Raw genomic sequence first — 15,590 nt, 5'->3', positions numbered from 1 at the left:
GAAAGTGGCACCCCATGGAAATCATCACCGGCCTGACCTTCGACGACGTGCTGCTGGTGCCCGGCGCCTCCGATATCCTGCCGTCGGACGCCAATCTGCAGACTCAACTCACCAGCGAGATCACGCTCAACATCCCGATCCTGTCGTCGGCGATGGACACGGTGACCGAGGCCGACATGGCGATACTGATGGCGCAGATCGGCGGGATCGGCGTGCTCCACCGCAACATGACGATCGAGGAACAGGCGGCGGCGGTGCGGCAGGTCAAGCGTTTCGAAAGCGGGATGATCGTCAACCCGATCACCATCACCCCCGACGCGCCGCTCTCCTATGCCACCGCGCTGATGGACCAGCACCGGATTTCGGGGATTCCGGTGGTCGAGCCCGGCGGCAAGCTCGTCGGCATCCTGACCCACCGCGACGTGCGTTTCGCCGAAAATCCGGGCCAGCCGGTGCGCGAACTGATGACCGCCGAAAATCTCGCCACCGTCCGTCCCGGCGTCGGGCAGGATGAGGCACGCAAATTGCTCCATCAGCGCCGCATCGAAAAATTGCTCGTCGTCGATGACGATTATCACTGTATCGGACTGATCACCGTCAAGGATATGGAAAAGGCGGTCAATTATCCCGAAGCGACCAAGGACGACGGCGGCCGTCTGCGCGTCGCGGCGGCGACCAACACCGGCGATTCGGGGATCGAGCGCGTCGAGGCGCTGCTCGACGCCGAATGCGACCTGATCGTTGTCGATACCGCGCACGGCCACAGCAAGGGCGTCGGCGCGACGGTCGAGCGTATCAAGAAATTGTCGAACCGCGTTCAGGTGATGGCGGGCAATGTCGCGACCGGCGATGCGACGCGGGCGCTGATCGACGCGGGCGCCGATGCGGTGAAGGTCGGCATCGGTCCCGGCTCGATCTGCACCACGCGCGTCGTCGCGGGTGTCGGCGTGCCGCAGCTTACCGCGATCCTCGACAGCGTCGAGGCGGCGTCGAAGCTCGGCGTGCCGGTGATCGCCGATGGCGGCCTGCGCACTTCGGGCGACATCGCCAAGGCGCTGGCGGCGGGCGCATCGAGCGTGATGGTCGGCTCGCTGCTTGCTGGCACTGCCGAGGCGCCGGGCGAGACCTTCCTGTTCCAGGGGCGTACCTACAAGAGCTATCGCGGCATGGGCAGCGTCGGGGCGATGGCGCGCGGTTCGGCCGACCGCTATTTCCAGCAGGACATCAAGGATCAGATGAAGCTGGTTCCCGAGGGTATCGAGGGGCAGGTGCCGTTCAAGGGCCCGGCGAAGGACGTCATCCACCAGCTCGTCGGCGGCGTGAAGGCGGCGATGGGCTATACCGGCAGCCGCACGCTCAAGGATCTGCGCGAGCGTGCGAAATTCGTGCGCATCACCAATGCGGGGCTGCGCGAAAGCCATGTCCACGACGTCGCGATCACCCGCGAGGCGCCGAATTATCCGGCGGGCTGAGGTGCGCATGCGCGCGCCTGCTCCTTACCCCCTCCCGCAAGCGGGAGGGGCAGCGAGACTTGCGAACTGGTTCGCTAGTCGCAGCGGGGTGGGCAATCGCCACGTTGCTGGCCCACCCCAAACCCCTCTCGCTTGCGGGAGGGGCTTAATGCCATGACCCCCGCCGCGCGCGTCCAGACCGCGATCGAAATTCTCGACGCCATCGCAGCCGCCGCGCGCGAGGGCGGCGCGCCCGCAGACGCGATCTTCGCCGAGGCGATGCGCGCGCGCCGCTATGCGGGGTCGAAGGACCGCCGCGCGATCCGCGCGCATGTCTACGACGCGATCCGCGCGGTGCGCTCGGCGCCGGTGTTGGGCCGCGCCGCGATGCTCGTCCTCGCCGACGCAGACCCCGCGCTCGCGGCGCTGTTCGACGGCAGCGCCTATGGCCCCGCCGCGATCGCCGCCGACGAGCCGCGCGGCGAAGCGGGCCTCGCGCCGCAGGCACTGGTCGACCTGTTCGACCCGCTGATCGGCGAGGGCGAGGGCGAAGCGATGCTCGCCCGCGCGCCGCTCGACCTGCGCGCCAACCGCCTGAAATCGAGCCGCGACGATCTCGCGGCGCTCTTTCCCGAAGGCGAGGCGATCGCGCACGCCCCCGACGGCTGGCGCCTGCCGCCCGAAACCGCCGCCGCGCAGCACGCCGCCTATGCCGACGGCGTGTTCGAGGTGCAGGACGCGGCGAGCCAATATGCCTCGGCCACGCTCGCCGCCGAACCCGGTCAGACAATCATCGACCTCTGCGCCGGTGCCGGCGGCAAGACGCTGGCGATTGCCTCGCTCACCGGCAATGCGGCCGATATCCTCGCCTGCGACACCAACCGCGCCCGCCTCCGGCAACTCAAGCCCCGCGCCGAACGCGCCGGCGCGATCCGCATCGAGACGCGGCTGCTCAATCCGGGGCAGGAGGCGGCGATGCTCGCCGACCGGATGGGCAAAGCCGACCGCGTTTTCGTCGACGCCCCCTGCTCGGGCAGCGGCACCTGGCGCCGCAGTCCCGAACTGCGCTGGCGCCTGTCTCCCGCGCGGCTCGACCGCCATGTCGCCGATCAGGCGAAGCTGCTCGCGCTCGGAGCCGATCTGGTGGCGCCGGGGGGCAAGTTGCTCTATGCGACCTGCTCGATCATCGCACGCGAGGGGCGCGACCAGGTGGACGAATTTCTGACCCGTCATCCCGGCTGGACCGCCGACCGCGACATCCCGCCGCAAGGTGTCGGACGCGCCGCGGGCGGCGGTTTTCTGCTGACTCCGGGGCATGACGGCTGCGACGGATTTTTCCTCGCCCGATTGTCCGCACCATGTTAGCATCGCCTGCAATGAAGCGATGGGAGAATGCGATGCGCATCAGTTTCCTGGCCATCAGCGCCGGTCTTGTCCTTGCCAGCCTGCCGACCGCATCGGATGCGCAGCGCGCCGACAATGATATTTCGCCGGTCTCGGTCGCGCTGCTGGAAGAGGGGCTGAAGGCGCAAGGCACGGGCGATCTGATCGCCGCCACCGACTATTATGAATCGGCGCTCGCCGCCGATCCGCGCAACCGCAGCGCGATCATCGCGCTGGCGCAGGTCGCGCGCGCGCAGGGCCTGCCGGGCAAGGCGATCGGCCTCTATCGCGAGGCGCTGCTGCTCGAACCCACCGACATCGCCGCGCTGACCGGGCAGGGCGAAGCGCTCGCCGACAAGGGCGCGCTCGAACTCGCGCGCGAAAAGCTCGCCGAGGCGAAACGCATCTGCGCCGACAAATGCCCGCAGGTCGCCGCGCTCGAAAGGGCGATCGGCGCCAGCGCCGAAAAGCGCGTGGTCGCGGCGGAGGCCTTGGTGCCGAAGACGGTGGTGACGACCAGCCAGAATTGATCGGGCGCGTCCGGTCGGGTTTCGCCTGCTTTTGGGTGGATATAAGACATTCCCCTCCCTTTTAGGGAGGGGTTAGGGGTGGGTAGCGAGCGTAGCGAGCAAGAGGAAGAGCGCCGCCTTCGGCGGCCACCCACCCCCAGCCCCTCCCTTGCAGGGAGGGGAGAACGAACGTCCGCTCCCGCCCGAAAGCAGCCGCTATTTACTCATCACCCGCGCCAGTTCGACCCATTCCGCTACCGTCACCGTCTCGGCGCGCCGCGTCGGGTCGATTTCGCAAACCTCCAGCGCCTCGATCGCGCCCGCCATGCCCTTCAGGCTCTGGCGCAGCATCTTGCGCCGCTGGCCGAAACCCTTTTCGGTGAGCTTCGACAGGATCCTGGGATCGACCCCCGCGGGCTGCTCCGCCGGGGTGACATGGACGATCGCCGACATCACCTTGGGCGGCGGGGTGAAGGCCGAGCGGTGGACCTTCATCGCGATCTTCGCGTTCGCCCGCCACTGTGCCAGCACCGCGAGCCGGCCGTAGGCCGAGGTATCGACCTTGGCGACGATCCGCTCGGCCACTTCGAGCTGGAACATCAAGGTCAGCGACAGCCATAGCGGCGGCCATTGTGCCGGCTCCAGCCAGCGCGTGAACAGCGCGGTGCCGACATTATAGGGCAGGTTGGCGACGATATGGTACGGCCCGCCCGCCAACGCATCGGCGTCGATCGCCATCGCGTCGTCGGCGACCACCGTCAGCCTGCCGTCGAAGGCTTCGGAAAGCTCGCCGAGCAACGGCAGGCAGCGGTCGTCGCGCTCGACCGCGATCACTTTCGCGCCGGCGCGGAGGAGCGCGCGCGTCAGCCCGCCTGGTCCCGGCCCCACCTCGAACACCGCCCGGCCCTCCAGATCGCCGGGCAGCGCCGCGATCCGGTCGAGCAATTGCTCGTCGAACAGGAAATTCTGCCCCAGCGCCTTGCTGGCCTGCAATCCGTGCGCGCGCACCGTCTCGCGCAGCGGGGGCAGGGCGGGATGGGTCACGCCGCTGCGGCGCAGCTGCGTTCGCGGGCCGCCGCCAGCTGTGCCGCCATGCGGATCGCCGCGATCGTCGGCCCCGGATCGGCGGCGCCGGTCCCTGCGATGTTGAACGCGGTGCCATGGTCGGGCGAGGTGCGGATTATCGGCAGGCCGAGCGTCAGATTGACCCCGTCGTGGAAATGCAGCGCCTTGAATGGCGCGAGCGCCTGGTCGTGATAGGCGCAGAGCAAGGCGTCGTAACGCGTGCGGACATGCGGCGCGAACAGGCTGTCGGCCGCGAGCGGCCCCTCGATCGCAATCCCCTCGGCCAGCAATTGCTCGACCGCCGGGCGAATGACCCGCAACTCCTCGTCACCTATCTCGCCGCTCTCGCCCGCATGGGGGTTGAGGCCTGCGATCGCGATCAGCGGCTTTTCAATCCCGAAATCGCGCTTCAGCGCGCGCGCGACGATGCGGCCTTTGGCGACGATCAACTCGCTTGTCAGCCGCTCCGGCACCTCGGCCAGCGGGATATGCACGGTCAGCGGCACGACGCGCAATTGCGGTCCGGCGAGCATCATCACCGCATTGGTCGCGGTCACGCCGCAGCGCTCGGCGATGAATTCGGTCTGGCCGGGGTGCGTATAGCCGACGCCATAGAGCTGCGACTTCGACACCGGCCCGGTGACCAGCCCGCCCGTCGCCTGCGTGCGCGAAAGGCCGATCCCGGTTTCCAGCGCATGCAGCGCACAGGTCGCCCCCGCCTTGCTCGGCGATCCCGGAACGACCGGCCCGCTGTCTTCCAGGTGCCACACCGGCAGCGCATCGGCAAAGGCGAGTGCGACCTCGGCAATGTCGCCGACGCGGCGTATCGGGCCGTCCCATACCACGGCGATCGACGCGATATCGCCGATCGCCACAAAGGGCGGCAGGTCATGATCGCCGCGCAGCGCCCAGGCGCGCGCGGCGACTTCGGGCCCGACGCCGGCCGGGTCACCCAAGGTGACCGCGATCGGGCGCGGGTTTCGGTTGTCCGGCATCAGCTGAAGTCGATCACCGCGTCCCGGCGCAAGTCGCGCAGATAGCGCTGGGCGCGCTTGTTCACCTTTTCCTCGAGTATGCGGTTCTCGATCTCTTCGCGGTTCGGCTCGGCCACCGTATTCGGCAAGTCGCGACCGCACAGCACAAGGACGCTGACACCCTCGTTCGCGGCGCCGAAGGGCTGGGTGGTCTGACCGACCTGCAGGTTGATCAGCGTCGCCTGCAGTGGCGGCGGCAACTGGCGCATCGCGATATTGTCGCGCGCGACGACCTGCGCGCCCAAGCTCTGCGCGACGCCTTCGGCGGCGCCGCAACCCGCGATGCCTCGCGTCGCTTCGGCAAACTGTCCCGCCAGTTCGGACGCCTTTGCCTCGCTTGTGCCCGCCGGAAATTCGAGCGAAATCTGTTTGAGGCTGAGCACCGCGTCGCGCGGATCGGCGGTCAGCACCTGGCGTCTATCGACCATCAGCATGATCGAGACCCCACCCGGCACCTCGATCGGTCCGACAAGCTGGCCGGGTTGCATCTGGCGCGCCGCATCGGCCATGGTGTCGGGCAACTGGCCCGCGCGGACCCAGCCCAGGTCGCCGCCGACGACCGCGGTCGATGCTTCCGAAAATTGCCGCGCGTAAGCGGCGAAGCTGCCGCCGGCCTGCAGTGCCTGGACGATCTTCCGCGCATTTTCGGCGACCGATTCGATATTTTCAGGGGTCGCGGTCAGATAGATTTCGGCGATGTGGAACTCGTCCTGCCCCTTCGACTGCATCATGCGGTCAAAGATGACGTCGACCTCTTCCTTCGAGACGTTGGTCGTCGACTGAATGTTGCGCTGGAGCAGCCGGTCCCACGCATATTCGCCGCGAATCTGTTGCTTGACGGCTGCGGCCGACGACCCCTTCGACGCCAGATAGGCGGAGAATTGTTCGGGAGTCTGCTTGTAGCGCGCGGCAAGCCGGGCGAACTGGTCGTTGATCAGATTCTCGTCGATCGTGATATCGGCCGCCTTGGCTTCCTGAATCTGCAATTTCTCGTCGATCAGGTTGCTGAACACCTGCTGGCGCAGCCTTTGTTCTTCCTCGGGCGGCAGTTCCAGATTGTTGTTCGCGACGCGGATCAGGCCCATGCGCTGCTCGATGTCGGTCGCGGTGATGATTTCGCCGTTAACCGTCGCGGAGGGGCGATAGACATTCGCCTTGGCATCGCCATAAATCTGGACGTTGCCGGGAATGTTCAGGCTGGTCGTCGGCACGTCGCTGTCGGCAACGGTCTGCGCCAGCACCGGCGAAACGCACAGCGAAGCCGCCGCCGCAAGGCCGATCAAGGTCGAAAATTTGGTCATTTTTACCCTATAAAGAAGGTTCCGGCCCGCTCCGTATCAGCGGATACGCCCGATGGTCCAGCGCAAAGCGCGTCGATGGCTGTCATAACAGCCCAATTGCTAGGCGCCAAACGCTGAACGCAAGCTGAGCGAAACGGGGAGAGCGGCGGTATTGGCGTGGGGAGTGGACGTTAAGGACACATAATGATCTCCCCTCCCGCAAGCGGGAGGGAGCGAAACGCCCGCTCCGACCCGAAACCTAGAACCCCAGATTCCGGAACGCCACGCGGAACGAGAAGCTGTTGCCGCGCCGCGCGTCGCCGGTGTCGATATAGTCCCGGCGCCAGGTCAGCGCGATCGACAGGCAGTCGTCGTCATAGGCGATGCCCAGCCGGTGACGGATCGGCTCGAACCCGTCGGACAGGCTCAGCGGATCGTCATTCTTGCTGGTCAGGTCGATGATCGCCGATCCGAACATCGACCAGTTGCGGGCAAAGGCGACGCGGCCGCCGACGCGCGCCTCTTCGCGATCCTGCAGATCCTCGGCGACCGTGGTGATGTCGCGGTTGAGGCGCGAATAGCCCAGCACAGCATAGGTCGAGCGGCTGCCGATCGTCGCGTCGAACTCGTTGCGGCGGATCGCCAGATTGTCCTTGTCGAGCCGGAAGCGGTGCGTCAGCCGCAGGAAATCCTTGTAGGCGACCGTGGTGCGCCCGACGACGTCGGACGTCCTGTCGGTCAGGCCGGTGCCGTCGGGGAACAGGCTGGGCTTGTCCGACAGGCGATAGCTCTGCCCGACGATGCTGTTGATGTTGAAGCCGGGGCGGCTGTAATTCCATTCGGCGCCATAGGTGACGCGCGCACCGTCCTCGAACCGGTCGTAGCCGCTGAAGCGGTTGATCGCGAAAAGATTGCTGTCATCGAGGTCGAAGGCGCGCGAATCCTCGTTCGGAATGTCGAGATTCTTGAGCTGCGGCGTCGCGACGAACTGGATGCGCGGGGTCAGCGTCTGGGTGCCGCCCAGGAATTCGCCGACGAACGGCCAGCGCATATCGATCGCGGTGGCGGCGATTCCGCGGCCTTCCCAGCCCGATTTGCCGCGATAGCCGGGGATGGCGGTCAGCAGATTCTCGTCGCTGTGATAGATGTCGCCGCGGACCATCGCGGTGAAGGTGACTTCCTGCCCCAGCGAGGTCAGCCGCCGCAGATCCCACCGCACGCCGGCAAAGGCACGCTGCGTATCCTGACCCGACGTGCGGCCGATCGCCAGCGTGTTGACCTGCAACTCGAACTGGCCGCCGAACACCGGGTCGGTCAGCCGCTGGCGATAGTCGAGGATCGGCAGGGCGATCGGCTGTTGCCCCTGCTTGTCGCCGGCGCGCAGCGTCTGCGTCGCCCAGCCGGCGATCGACAGATAGCTTTGCCCGCCGATGCGTTCGATCTCGAAGGTCGAGCGCAGCCGGTCGTCGCGGGTGATGTCGTAACGGCGCAGGAAGGTGCGGTCGCTGGCGATCCGGCCCGAATAGGTGATGCTCCAGCGCGGGCTCAGCTGAAAGCGTCCGGCGCTCTCCAGATAGCCGCGAAACTCGTTGTTGCCGGTGCTCGGCGCGCCGTTGAGCGGGACGACCGAACTGTACGTGCCATAGCCATTGATGCGGAACGATCCGATGTCGGTCAGCGCGCGGAACTCGCCCTCGATCATCGGCGCGGCACCGGTGTAGAGGTGCGGGGTGATCGTAACGTCGCGGTCGGGCGCGATCCGCAGATAATAAGGGACGGCGATCTCGAAGCCGTTGGTGCGATCGAGCCGGATTTCGGGAACCAGCAAACCGCTGCTCGCTTCGCTGTTGAGCGGGTGGCTGAGTCCCGGAAGCGGGATCAGCGGCAGGCCGAAAATCTCGATCCGCGCGCCCTTGTAGCGGACCTTGTTCTTTGCCTTGTCGTACATCACCTTGACGGCGCGCACCTGCCAGCTCGGATTCTTCGCGCAGCCCGCGTCATCCTCGACGGGGCAGGGGGTGTAGGCGGCGTTTTCCAGCTCGATATTGCCGTTCTCGAACCGCGTGCCCTTGACCGCGGCAAGCCGCGATCCGTTGTCGAGCACGACCAGCATATTTTCGACCACCCCGTCGCGCAGGCTGTCGGTCAGGACGATGCGGTCGCCATAGGCGGTGTCGCCCTCGGGATTGGTGATCGCGACGTCGCCCTCGGCGACGACTTCGCCGGTCTTGCGGTTCCAGGTCACCTTGTCGGCGCGCATCTGGATCGCCTCGCGGTTCATCTGGACATTGCCGTCGGCGACGACGATTTCACTATCGCTGTCATAATTGAGGTTGTCGGCGGCGAAGCCGACCTGCTGCTCGCTCGCGACATCGGGGGCGTCGATGGTGGCGGTCGACACATCGGGGGTCTGGAGATCGGGCTCGTCCTGCGGCGCGAGTACGATCGGTGGCTCTGCGCTCTCCTGCGCCGCTGCGGGCGCCGCCAGCAGCGCCAGCGCGCTGGCGTTGACAAGCCACAGCGGCCGGTTGCTCCCCTGGAACAAAGTCCCCTTCATCTACTTGCTTTGTCCCATACCCTTGGCGCCGGGGGCCGATTGGACCCGCAGCTTTGTTTTTGCAACTCGCAAGCGAAACCCCTATCGGTCCGGCACGTTCCAATCAATCACCGCATAAGAAAGTCAAAAGATGGACATTCAGTTTGTCGCGCAAATCGATGCGTCTGCCGACGTCGTCGCCTTTCCGGTCCGCAAGGGCGGTGCCGGGGCCCTCGACGCGCTGCTCGGCGCGGCGGCGGCACAGGCGCGGTTCGACGGGGCGGCGGGCGCGGTCGCCGAAACCGCGGCGATAGACGGCGGCACCGCGAAGCGGCTGCTGCTCGTCGGCATCGGTGAAGGCAGCGTCCACGATCTCGAACGCGGCGGCTCCGCGCTGACCGCGAAGTTGCAGACGAGCGGCGCCGCCACCGTCCATGTCGATTTCTCCAGCGCGGTGACGAGCGACGCCGACGATGTGCTCGCCTTTGCGACCGGCGCGCTGCTCCGCAACTGGCGCATCGACACCTATCGTACCCGCCTCGCGGACAATGCCAAGCCCAGCCTTCAGACCATCGTTATCGCCTCGGCGCACGGCACCCCCGCCGGCTGGGCGGAGGCGCAGGCGATCGCGGACGGCGTCGCGCTGACCCAGACCCTCGTCGCCGAGCCGCCGAATATCCTTTATCCCGAAACCTTCGTCGAACGTTGCCAGCATCTCGCCGACCTCGGCGTCGAGATCGAGGTGCTCGACGAGCGCCAGATGAAGGCGCTCGGCATGGGCGCGCTGCTCGGCGTCGCGCAGGGCTCGACGCGCCCGCCGCGGCTGCTCGCGATGCGCTGGAACGGCGGCGAGCCGGGCGCGAAGCCCGTCGCCTTCGTCGGCAAGGGCGTGACCTTCGACACCGGCGGCATCAGCCTGAAGCCCGGACCGGGCATGGACATGATGAAATGGGACATGGGCGGCGCGGGCGCGGTCGCGGGCGCGATGAAGGCGATCGCGGGGCGCAAGGCCAAGGCCAATGTCGTCGGCATCGTCGGGCTTGTCGAGAACATGCCCGACGGCAATGCGATGCGCCCCGGCGACGTCGTCACCACCATGTCGGGCCAGACGGTCGAGGTGCTCAACACCGACGCCGAAGGGCGGCTGGTGCTGTGCGACGCGATCAGCTGGGCGCAGAAGATCTACGAGCCCGCGGTCATTGTCGATCTCGCGACGCTGACCGGCGCGATGGTGATCTCGCTCGGCCATGAATATGCCGGCATCTTCGCCAATGACGACGGTCTCGCGGACCAGCTGATCGCGGCGGGCGAGACGAGCAACAACAAGCTGTGGCGCTTCCCGCTCTCGCCCGCCTACGACAAGCTGATCGACAGCCCCATCGCCGACATGAAGAATATCGGCCCGCGCGAGGGCGGCTCGATCACCGCGGCGCAGTTCCTGAAGCGGTTCGTCGACGAGGGCGTCAAATGGGCGCATCTCGATATCGCCGGCATGGCGTGGCACGACAAGGACGGCCCGGTCTATGCCAAGGGCGCGACCGGCTATGGCGTGCGCCTGCTCGACCGTTTCGTGGCGGAAAATTTCGAGGGGTGATGTTTCGGACCTCGTCATTGCGAAACCACCACGTCGCCCCCGCGCAGGCGGGGGCCGCCGACGGTTTACGCGGCGACAAAGGATCGAGGCCTCCAACGGCCCCCGCCTGCGCGGGGGCGACGTAACGGACATGTCCCGCGTCGACTTCTACCGCCTCACGCGCGACCCGGTCGAGCGCGTGCTCCCCGCCATCGCGATGCGTATCCTCGACAATGGCGACCGGCTGCTGATCGTCGCGGGCCCGGCAATGCAGCGGCAGGCCATCGACGAGGCGCTGTGGACGGTCCAGCCCGCCGGCTTCCTGCCGCACGGTGCCGCGGGCTCGCCCGACGAGGCGATCGAGCCGATCCTCATCGCGGGCACGCTCGACTCCTCGCCGCCCAATCGCGCGACGCACCTCGCGCTGGCCGACGGCGAGTGGCGCGACGCGGCGCTGGGTTTCGATCGCGTCTTCCTGCTTTTCGACAACAGCCGCATCGACGACGCCCGTGCGACCTGGCGCGGCCTCGCGGCGCGCGACGATGTCGACAACCGCTTCTGGAAGCAGGACGATCGCGGCCGCTGGAGCGAAGGGCCTTAGCCAAGCTTTCCTTGCGGCGCTGCAAAAGCGCCGCTAAGGGCGCGCGCATCACAGAACACAGCAACGCAGGAGCTTTCCCATGGCGGTCACCCGCACCTTTTCGATCATCAAGCCCGACGCGACGCGCCGCAACATCACGGGTGCCGTCACCAAGATGCTGGAAGATGCGGGCCTGCGCGTCGTCGCGTCGAAGCGCATCCACATGACCAGGGAACAGGCCGAGGGCTTCTACGCGGTTCACAAGGAACGCCCCTTCTTCGGCGAGCTCGTCGAATTCATGACCTCGGGCCCCGTCGTCGTGCAGGTTCTCGAAGGCGAGGACGCGATGCAGCGCAACCGCGACATCATGGGCGCAACCAACCCCAAGGACGCCGCCCCCGGCACGATCCGCAAGGAACTGGCCGAGAGCATCGAGGCGAACACGGTTCACGGCAGCGACAGCGACGAAAATGCCGCGATCGAAATCGCCTATTTCTTCAAGCCCGAAGAAATCGTCGGCTGACATTCGCCCACGCAGATGGCAGACAGGGGGCCGCAACGATGTTGCGGCCCCTTTTCGTTGGAGTGCCGGTGATGGCCGTCTTGCCCGTTCGTTCCCTGATCGCGGCTGCCGCCTTGCTGGGCGTTGGCGTTACGGCGGCCGCATCGTTCGCGCAAACGGGCGCCGGGCAATGCGCGGTGCTCCAAAGGGTTGATGGCGGTACGCTAACCCTGACCCAGGAATATGGCCGGGCGGGTGCTCCGACGCGATACAGGCTGGACTTCGAGGCCGACGAGCCGGTCGAGCTGGCCGATGGCAGCCGCTTCCAGATCCGTCTGTGGTTGCTGGGAGATGCAGCCTTTGCCGACAGCGCGGCCCAACGTCTGGACGAACATGCCGTGGTCGAATTCCACCTGGAGACCAAAGCACAGCCGGAACGTCCTGCAGCCCTTTTTTTCTCGCGTGGCAAATATATCAACATCGACCTCGGGCTCGGCAAAATATTCCAGCCGGAACGAATCGAATCCGATGGCGTGCTCGAAACGATGGATGCCTATGATCGCTGGATCGCCTTTGCCGAGGGGCAGCATATTCTGACATGGACATTGCAGGATATCGGCAAGCGGCTCGAATTGATCGATTCGGGGACCATCGACCTTAATCCGATGCGCGACATACGAAATGCCGCTCTCGCGCTTTTGGGCCGAATTGGGAAGCAAGATCTCCGCACGGCGGATATGATCGAGGGCGTCAGTATCACCTGTGCCTGACCATCCGGCTCGACCGATAGGCAATCCTTCCTCGTCGCGCGTACGCTCCCGCACGGGCAGAGCGGGCTTGCTGTCACTCCCTTTCCCAATCGGATTTCCGGCCTCAGTCCAGCGTCGCCCGAGCCCAATGGAAATCGGGCAGTTCGGTCGACGCCGACGGGCGGCTCGCTGCCGCGGCATCACGCAGGACCTGTGTCGACGCTGGCCGGCATTTCTCATCGAAGCCGGGAAAGCGCACCAGTATTTCGGCGTCGCCGTCGGGCGTGTCCGCATCGTTCCTTTCATATCTGCCGCACATCACGATCCAGAAGCGGACCGACCGCAGCTTCGCCGTCGCCGCCGGTTTGTTGTCGAATGCGGCAAAGGAATAGGGCAGCGGGTCGACCGTCCCGTCGCCGACCGGCGGTTTGTCCGATTCGAGCTGGACGATGGCGATGTTTCCATTCGATACCGTCACGGCGGAGCGCGGCATCGCCTTGGTCGCGATCCCGCTGTTGCCCTCGCGCGCGAACCACTGCCCTTCGCGGTGCACCACCCAGGTCGCGCAGTCGGGCCATTTCGAGACCGGCTGGCTGGTGTCGACGGGGCAAGGCGTTTCCTCGTCGAGTTCGGACATCAGCCACACGCCGTCCTCGAACCGCGGCGCGCCCGCCGTATCGGCATGTTCGAGCATATTTTTGTCGGAAACGGCTATGTCGCAGCCGCCAAGCATGAGGACCAACAGCGCCGCGAAAAACCGCATCGTCCAACTCCCCCTCGGCTGCTTCCATCAGGCGTGCTGGCGGTTTCGGCTCCGCCGCCAGCCGGCTTTTGCGCAGCCATCCGCCGGTCGCACCTCATTTGGTATCGCGCAGATCGAGCCGGATGCCAACCCTGCGTCGCCGAACCCGGGCGCGGTTGGTCGCCGGTTCCGGCCATCCTTGTCGAGGGGGCGGCCGGGCTGTAAAATGCGGCCATGACGACGGGGCTTCCGGTCGGCCGGCGCGAGGCGCTGGCGATGATCGCCACTTTCGCGGTGGCGGGCTGCGGACGTGCGGTTGCGGATGCGAAGCAGGGCGAAAGCGGCGCCTATCGCTGGACGCGTATCCTCGACGCCGCGCCCTATCCCAAATCCTATAATTATCCCGTCCATATCGCCGCCGACGGCCGCTTCGTGGCGCTCCATCCGCAAGGGACATGGTCGTCGCGCGACGCGGTGGCATGGACAAGGGAAGCATTGCCGCCGATCCCGAACAATACCGCCTATCTCGCCGCGGTCTCGCACCGCGGCGCCACCGTGGCGCTCGGCCGCCACAGCGGCAATTATCAGGGCTTCGCGATCGAGCCGCGCGTCTGGCGCACCGCCGACTATGCGGCGTGGGCGGCGGCCGATGCGCCGGACCTGCCGCCGCTGATCTTCTATGCCGCCGCCAGTTTCGACAGCCATATCTGGATGCTCGGCGGCCATGACGGGCGCGCGCCGGTCAATCAGGTGTGGCGCTCGCCCGACGGCATCGCGTGGGAAGCGATGCCGGCGCCGCCCTGGTCGCCGCGTGCGCGGGGCAATGCGGCGGTGTTCGGCGACCGGCTGCTTTTGCTCGGCGGCGGTGCGATCGACGGCGAGCCGGGCAGCAAGATAGTGACGGGCGAGGTCTGGGCGACCCGCGACGGCCGGGCCTGGGAGAAACTCGCCGACCATGTCGGTAGCCCCGATCCGGCCGGCTTCGTGCCGCAGGTCTATGACGGCAAGCTGTGGCTCGTCGGCGCCAACCGCTCGGGCGCCTTCACCAGCGCGATGATCGTTTCCGCCGACGGCAGCGACTGGACGCCCGTCTCGGCGCCGTGGAGCGCGCGCGGCGCGATGGCGACCTGGACCGACGGGCGCCGCCTCCTGATGACCGGCGGCAAGAGCTCGCACGTCGAAAATGGCGAGACGGTGTTCGAATATTCGAACGACGTCTGGGCGATGGAGCGCGCCTAGAACGCCTCCGCAACCCCCATCAGCCCCGCCAGCTTCTTCGGCGCCACCGCCAGCCAGCTTTTGCGCAGCCACTCGCCGATCGCATCCCAGTCGGTATCGCCGAGGTCGAGCCGGATGCCGATCCAGCCGTCGCCGAAATAGGCGGGCCGGTAATAGCGCGCCGCGTCCATTTCGATCAACGCCGCCTGCTCGTCCGCCCCGCTGATCTTCACCAATATGGCGGTCTTGCCGTCGCCATGATGATCCTCGGTGAAATAGGCAAATTTCTTGCCCTTCACGATCCCGAAGCAGGGCATGCCGTGCGAGGTCACCTCGTCGGCCTCGGGCAGCGCCATCGCCAGCTCGCGCACCCGGCCGAGCAGCCAGCCGGGCGACCGCTCGCGCATCACGAAGGCGGCGAGCGTCGGCGGATAGAGCTGATGCTCGGCGATCCGCACCCGCGCCGCGAGCGTTTCGACCGTATCGCCGGCCATGATCGCCACCGGCGTCTGTGCCAGCACCGGCCCGTCGTCGACCCCGGGGGTCACGATATGGATGCTGCACCCGCCGAAGCGGTCGCCCGCGTCGATCGCCCGCTGGTGGGTGTCGAGCCCCTTGTAGAGCGGCAGCAGGCTGGGATGGATATTGATCATCCGCCCCGCCCAGCGCTCCACGAAATCGTCGCTCAAAATCCGCATATAGCCCGCGAGCGCGACGAACTCGGCGCCCGCGTCGCGCAACCGCTCATCGACCAGCGCGTCGAAGGCGTCGCGGTTCAGGCCCTTGTGCGAGAGGCTCCAGGTCGCGATGCCCTCCGCCTCGGCGATCGCCAGCCCCGGCGCGTCGGGATCGTTGCTGGCCACCAGCACCAGCTCATAGGGGCAATCGGCCGCCTTCGCCGCATAGAGCAGCGCCGCCATATTGGTCCCGGCGCCCGAGATCAGGACGGCGACACGGGCTTTCACCGC

Annotated in this window: 14 protein-coding genes; 8 read left to right on the top strand and 6 right to left on the bottom strand. The window is 66.9% G+C overall.

The annotated features are described in order from the left end of the window. Nucleotides 1–14: 14 nt before the first annotated feature. From guaB to N0A20_RS10525, 3 genes are all read left to right on the top strand, one after another. Nucleotides 15–1,472, top strand: coding sequence for an IMP dehydrogenase (gene guaB, locus N0A20_RS10535; RefSeq protein WP_260580384.1), 1,458 nt, complete (start codon nt 15–17; stop codon nt 1,470–1,472). A gap of 153 nt (nt 1,473–1,625) precedes the next feature. Further along, a complete protein-coding gene (locus tag N0A20_RS10530; RefSeq protein ID WP_260580383.1) occupies nt 1,626–2,816 on the top strand; it encodes an RsmB/NOP family class I SAM-dependent RNA methyltransferase in 1,191 nt (396 codons plus the stop codon). 32 nt (nt 2,817–2,848) lie between these two features. Continuing rightward, entirely contained in the window at nt 2,849–3,364 is a 516-nt protein-coding gene (locus N0A20_RS10525; protein ID WP_260580382.1) for a tetratricopeptide repeat protein, read from the top strand. Nucleotides 3,365–3,559: 195 nt separating this feature from the next. Here the strand turns inward: N0A20_RS10525 and rsmA are convergent, their stop codons facing one another. The 4 genes from rsmA to N0A20_RS10505 all read right to left on the bottom strand — a co-directional run bounded on the left by rsmA (nt 3,560) and on the right by N0A20_RS10505 (nt 9,279). Then, complete coding sequence (gene rsmA / locus N0A20_RS10520) at nt 3,560–4,387, bottom strand: 16S rRNA (adenine(1518)-N(6)/adenine(1519)-N(6))-dimethyltransferase RsmA (protein WP_260580380.1); 828 nt, start codon at nt 4,385–4,387, stop codon at nt 3,560–3,562. Next, nucleotides 4,384–5,403: a 4-hydroxythreonine-4-phosphate dehydrogenase PdxA gene (gene pdxA / locus N0A20_RS10515; RefSeq protein ID WP_260580379.1), complete on the bottom strand. Its 1,020-nt coding sequence runs from the start codon at nt 5,401–5,403 to the stop codon at nt 4,384–4,386. Before pdxA ends, rsmA begins: the two co-directional genes overlap by 4 nt. Next, nucleotides 5,403–6,743 carry a peptidylprolyl isomerase gene (locus tag N0A20_RS10510; RefSeq protein ID WP_260580378.1) on the bottom strand — a complete coding sequence of 447 codons (1,341 nt, stop codon included), beginning with the start codon at nt 6,741–6,743 and terminating at the stop codon, nt 5,403–5,405. Before N0A20_RS10510 ends, pdxA begins: the two co-directional genes overlap by 1 nt. A gap of 238 nt (nt 6,744–6,981) precedes the next feature. Further along, nucleotides 6,982–9,279, bottom strand: a complete 2,298-nt coding sequence (locus tag N0A20_RS10505) for an LPS-assembly protein LptD (RefSeq protein WP_260580376.1) — start codon at nt 9,277–9,279, stop codon at nt 6,982–6,984. A gap of 130 nt (nt 9,280–9,409) precedes the next feature. On the opposite strand from N0A20_RS10505, the gene N0A20_RS10500 reads away from it, so the two are divergent. From N0A20_RS10500 to N0A20_RS10485, 4 genes are all read left to right on the top strand, one after another. Continuing rightward, nucleotides 9,410–10,852, top strand: coding sequence for a leucyl aminopeptidase (locus tag N0A20_RS10500; RefSeq protein WP_260580375.1), 1,443 nt, complete (start codon nt 9,410–9,412; stop codon nt 10,850–10,852). A 130-nt stretch (nt 10,853–10,982) separates the two neighbouring features. Then, complete coding sequence (locus tag N0A20_RS10495; RefSeq protein ID WP_260580374.1) at nt 10,983–11,432, top strand: DNA polymerase III subunit chi; 450 nt, start codon at nt 10,983–10,985, stop codon at nt 11,430–11,432. 79 nt (nt 11,433–11,511) lie between these two features. Further along, entirely contained in the window at nt 11,512–11,934 is a 423-nt protein-coding gene (gene ndk, locus N0A20_RS10490; protein WP_260580372.1) for a nucleoside-diphosphate kinase, read from the top strand. Nucleotides 11,935–12,005: 71 nt separating this feature from the next. Beyond that, the gene (locus tag N0A20_RS10485) at nt 12,006–12,683 is read left to right on the top strand and encodes a hypothetical protein (protein ID WP_260580371.1); all 678 of its coding nucleotides are present in this window, start codon (nt 12,006–12,008) and stop codon (nt 12,681–12,683) included. Nucleotides 12,684–12,786: 103 nt separating this feature from the next. On the opposite strand, the gene N0A20_RS10480 is transcribed toward N0A20_RS10485, so the two are convergent. Further along, nucleotides 12,787–13,425, bottom strand: coding sequence for a hypothetical protein (locus N0A20_RS10480; RefSeq protein WP_260580370.1), 639 nt, complete (start codon nt 13,423–13,425; stop codon nt 12,787–12,789). A 213-nt stretch (nt 13,426–13,638) separates the two neighbouring features. Here N0A20_RS10480 and N0A20_RS10475 point away from each other — a divergent pair, with 213 nt between their 5' ends. Next, complete coding sequence (locus N0A20_RS10475) at nt 13,639–14,643, top strand: hypothetical protein (RefSeq protein WP_260580369.1); 1,005 nt, start codon at nt 13,639–13,641, stop codon at nt 14,641–14,643. Here the strand turns inward: N0A20_RS10475 and purN are convergent. Next, nucleotides 14,640–15,542: a phosphoribosylglycinamide formyltransferase gene (gene purN / locus N0A20_RS10470; protein WP_409574789.1), complete on the bottom strand. Its 903-nt coding sequence runs from the start codon at nt 15,540–15,542 to the stop codon at nt 14,640–14,642. The two genes, N0A20_RS10475 and purN, sit on opposite strands and share 4 nt — an antisense overlap. Nucleotides 15,543–15,590 lie beyond the last annotated feature (48 nt).

This window comes from Sphingopyxis sp. PET50 (assembly GCF_025244705.1).
GTDB lineage: Bacteria > Pseudomonadota > Alphaproteobacteria > Sphingomonadales > Sphingomonadaceae > Sphingopyxis.
This window is presented reverse-complemented; position numbering and strand designations above follow the sequence as displayed.

What these genes read in the sequence shown, in the direction of transcription:
- ndk (WP_260580372.1), top strand. Translation starts at nt 11,512, where the DNA reads ATGGCGGTCACCCGCACCTTTTCGATCATCAAGCCCGACGCGACGCGC.
- pdxA (WP_260580379.1), bottom strand. Translation starts at nt 5,403, where the DNA reads ATGCCGGACAACCGAAACCCGCGCCCGATCGCGGTCACCTTGGGTGAC.
- N0A20_RS10510 (WP_260580378.1), bottom strand. Translation starts at nt 6,743, where the DNA reads ATGACCAAATTTTCGACCTTGATCGGCCTTGCGGCGGCGGCTTCGCTG.
- N0A20_RS10480 (WP_260580370.1), bottom strand. Translation starts at nt 13,425, where the DNA reads ATGCGGTTTTTCGCGGCGCTGTTGGTCCTCATGCTTGGCGGCTGCGAC.
- N0A20_RS10530 (WP_260580383.1), top strand. Translation starts at nt 1,626, where the DNA reads ATGACCCCCGCCGCGCGCGTCCAGACCGCGATCGAAATTCTCGACGCC.
- N0A20_RS10500 (WP_260580375.1), top strand. Translation starts at nt 9,410, where the DNA reads ATGGACATTCAGTTTGTCGCGCAAATCGATGCGTCTGCCGACGTCGTC.
- N0A20_RS10475 (WP_260580369.1), top strand. Translation starts at nt 13,639, where the DNA reads ATGACGACGGGGCTTCCGGTCGGCCGGCGCGAGGCGCTGGCGATGATC.
- N0A20_RS10525 (WP_260580382.1), top strand. Translation starts at nt 2,849, where the DNA reads ATGCGCATCAGTTTCCTGGCCATCAGCGCCGGTCTTGTCCTTGCCAGC.
- N0A20_RS10485 (WP_260580371.1), top strand. Translation starts at nt 12,006, where the DNA reads ATGGCCGTCTTGCCCGTTCGTTCCCTGATCGCGGCTGCCGCCTTGCTG.
- N0A20_RS10495 (WP_260580374.1), top strand. Translation starts at nt 10,983, where the DNA reads ATGTCCCGCGTCGACTTCTACCGCCTCACGCGCGACCCGGTCGAGCGC.
- N0A20_RS10505 (WP_260580376.1), bottom strand. Translation starts at nt 9,279, where the DNA reads ATGAAGGGGACTTTGTTCCAGGGGAGCAACCGGCCGCTGTGGCTTGTC.
- guaB (WP_260580384.1), top strand. Translation starts at nt 15, where the DNA reads ATGGAAATCATCACCGGCCTGACCTTCGACGACGTGCTGCTGGTGCCC.
- purN (WP_409574789.1), bottom strand. Translation starts at nt 15,542, where the DNA reads ATGGCGGCGCTGCTCTATGCGGCGAAGGCGGCCGATTGCCCCTATGAG.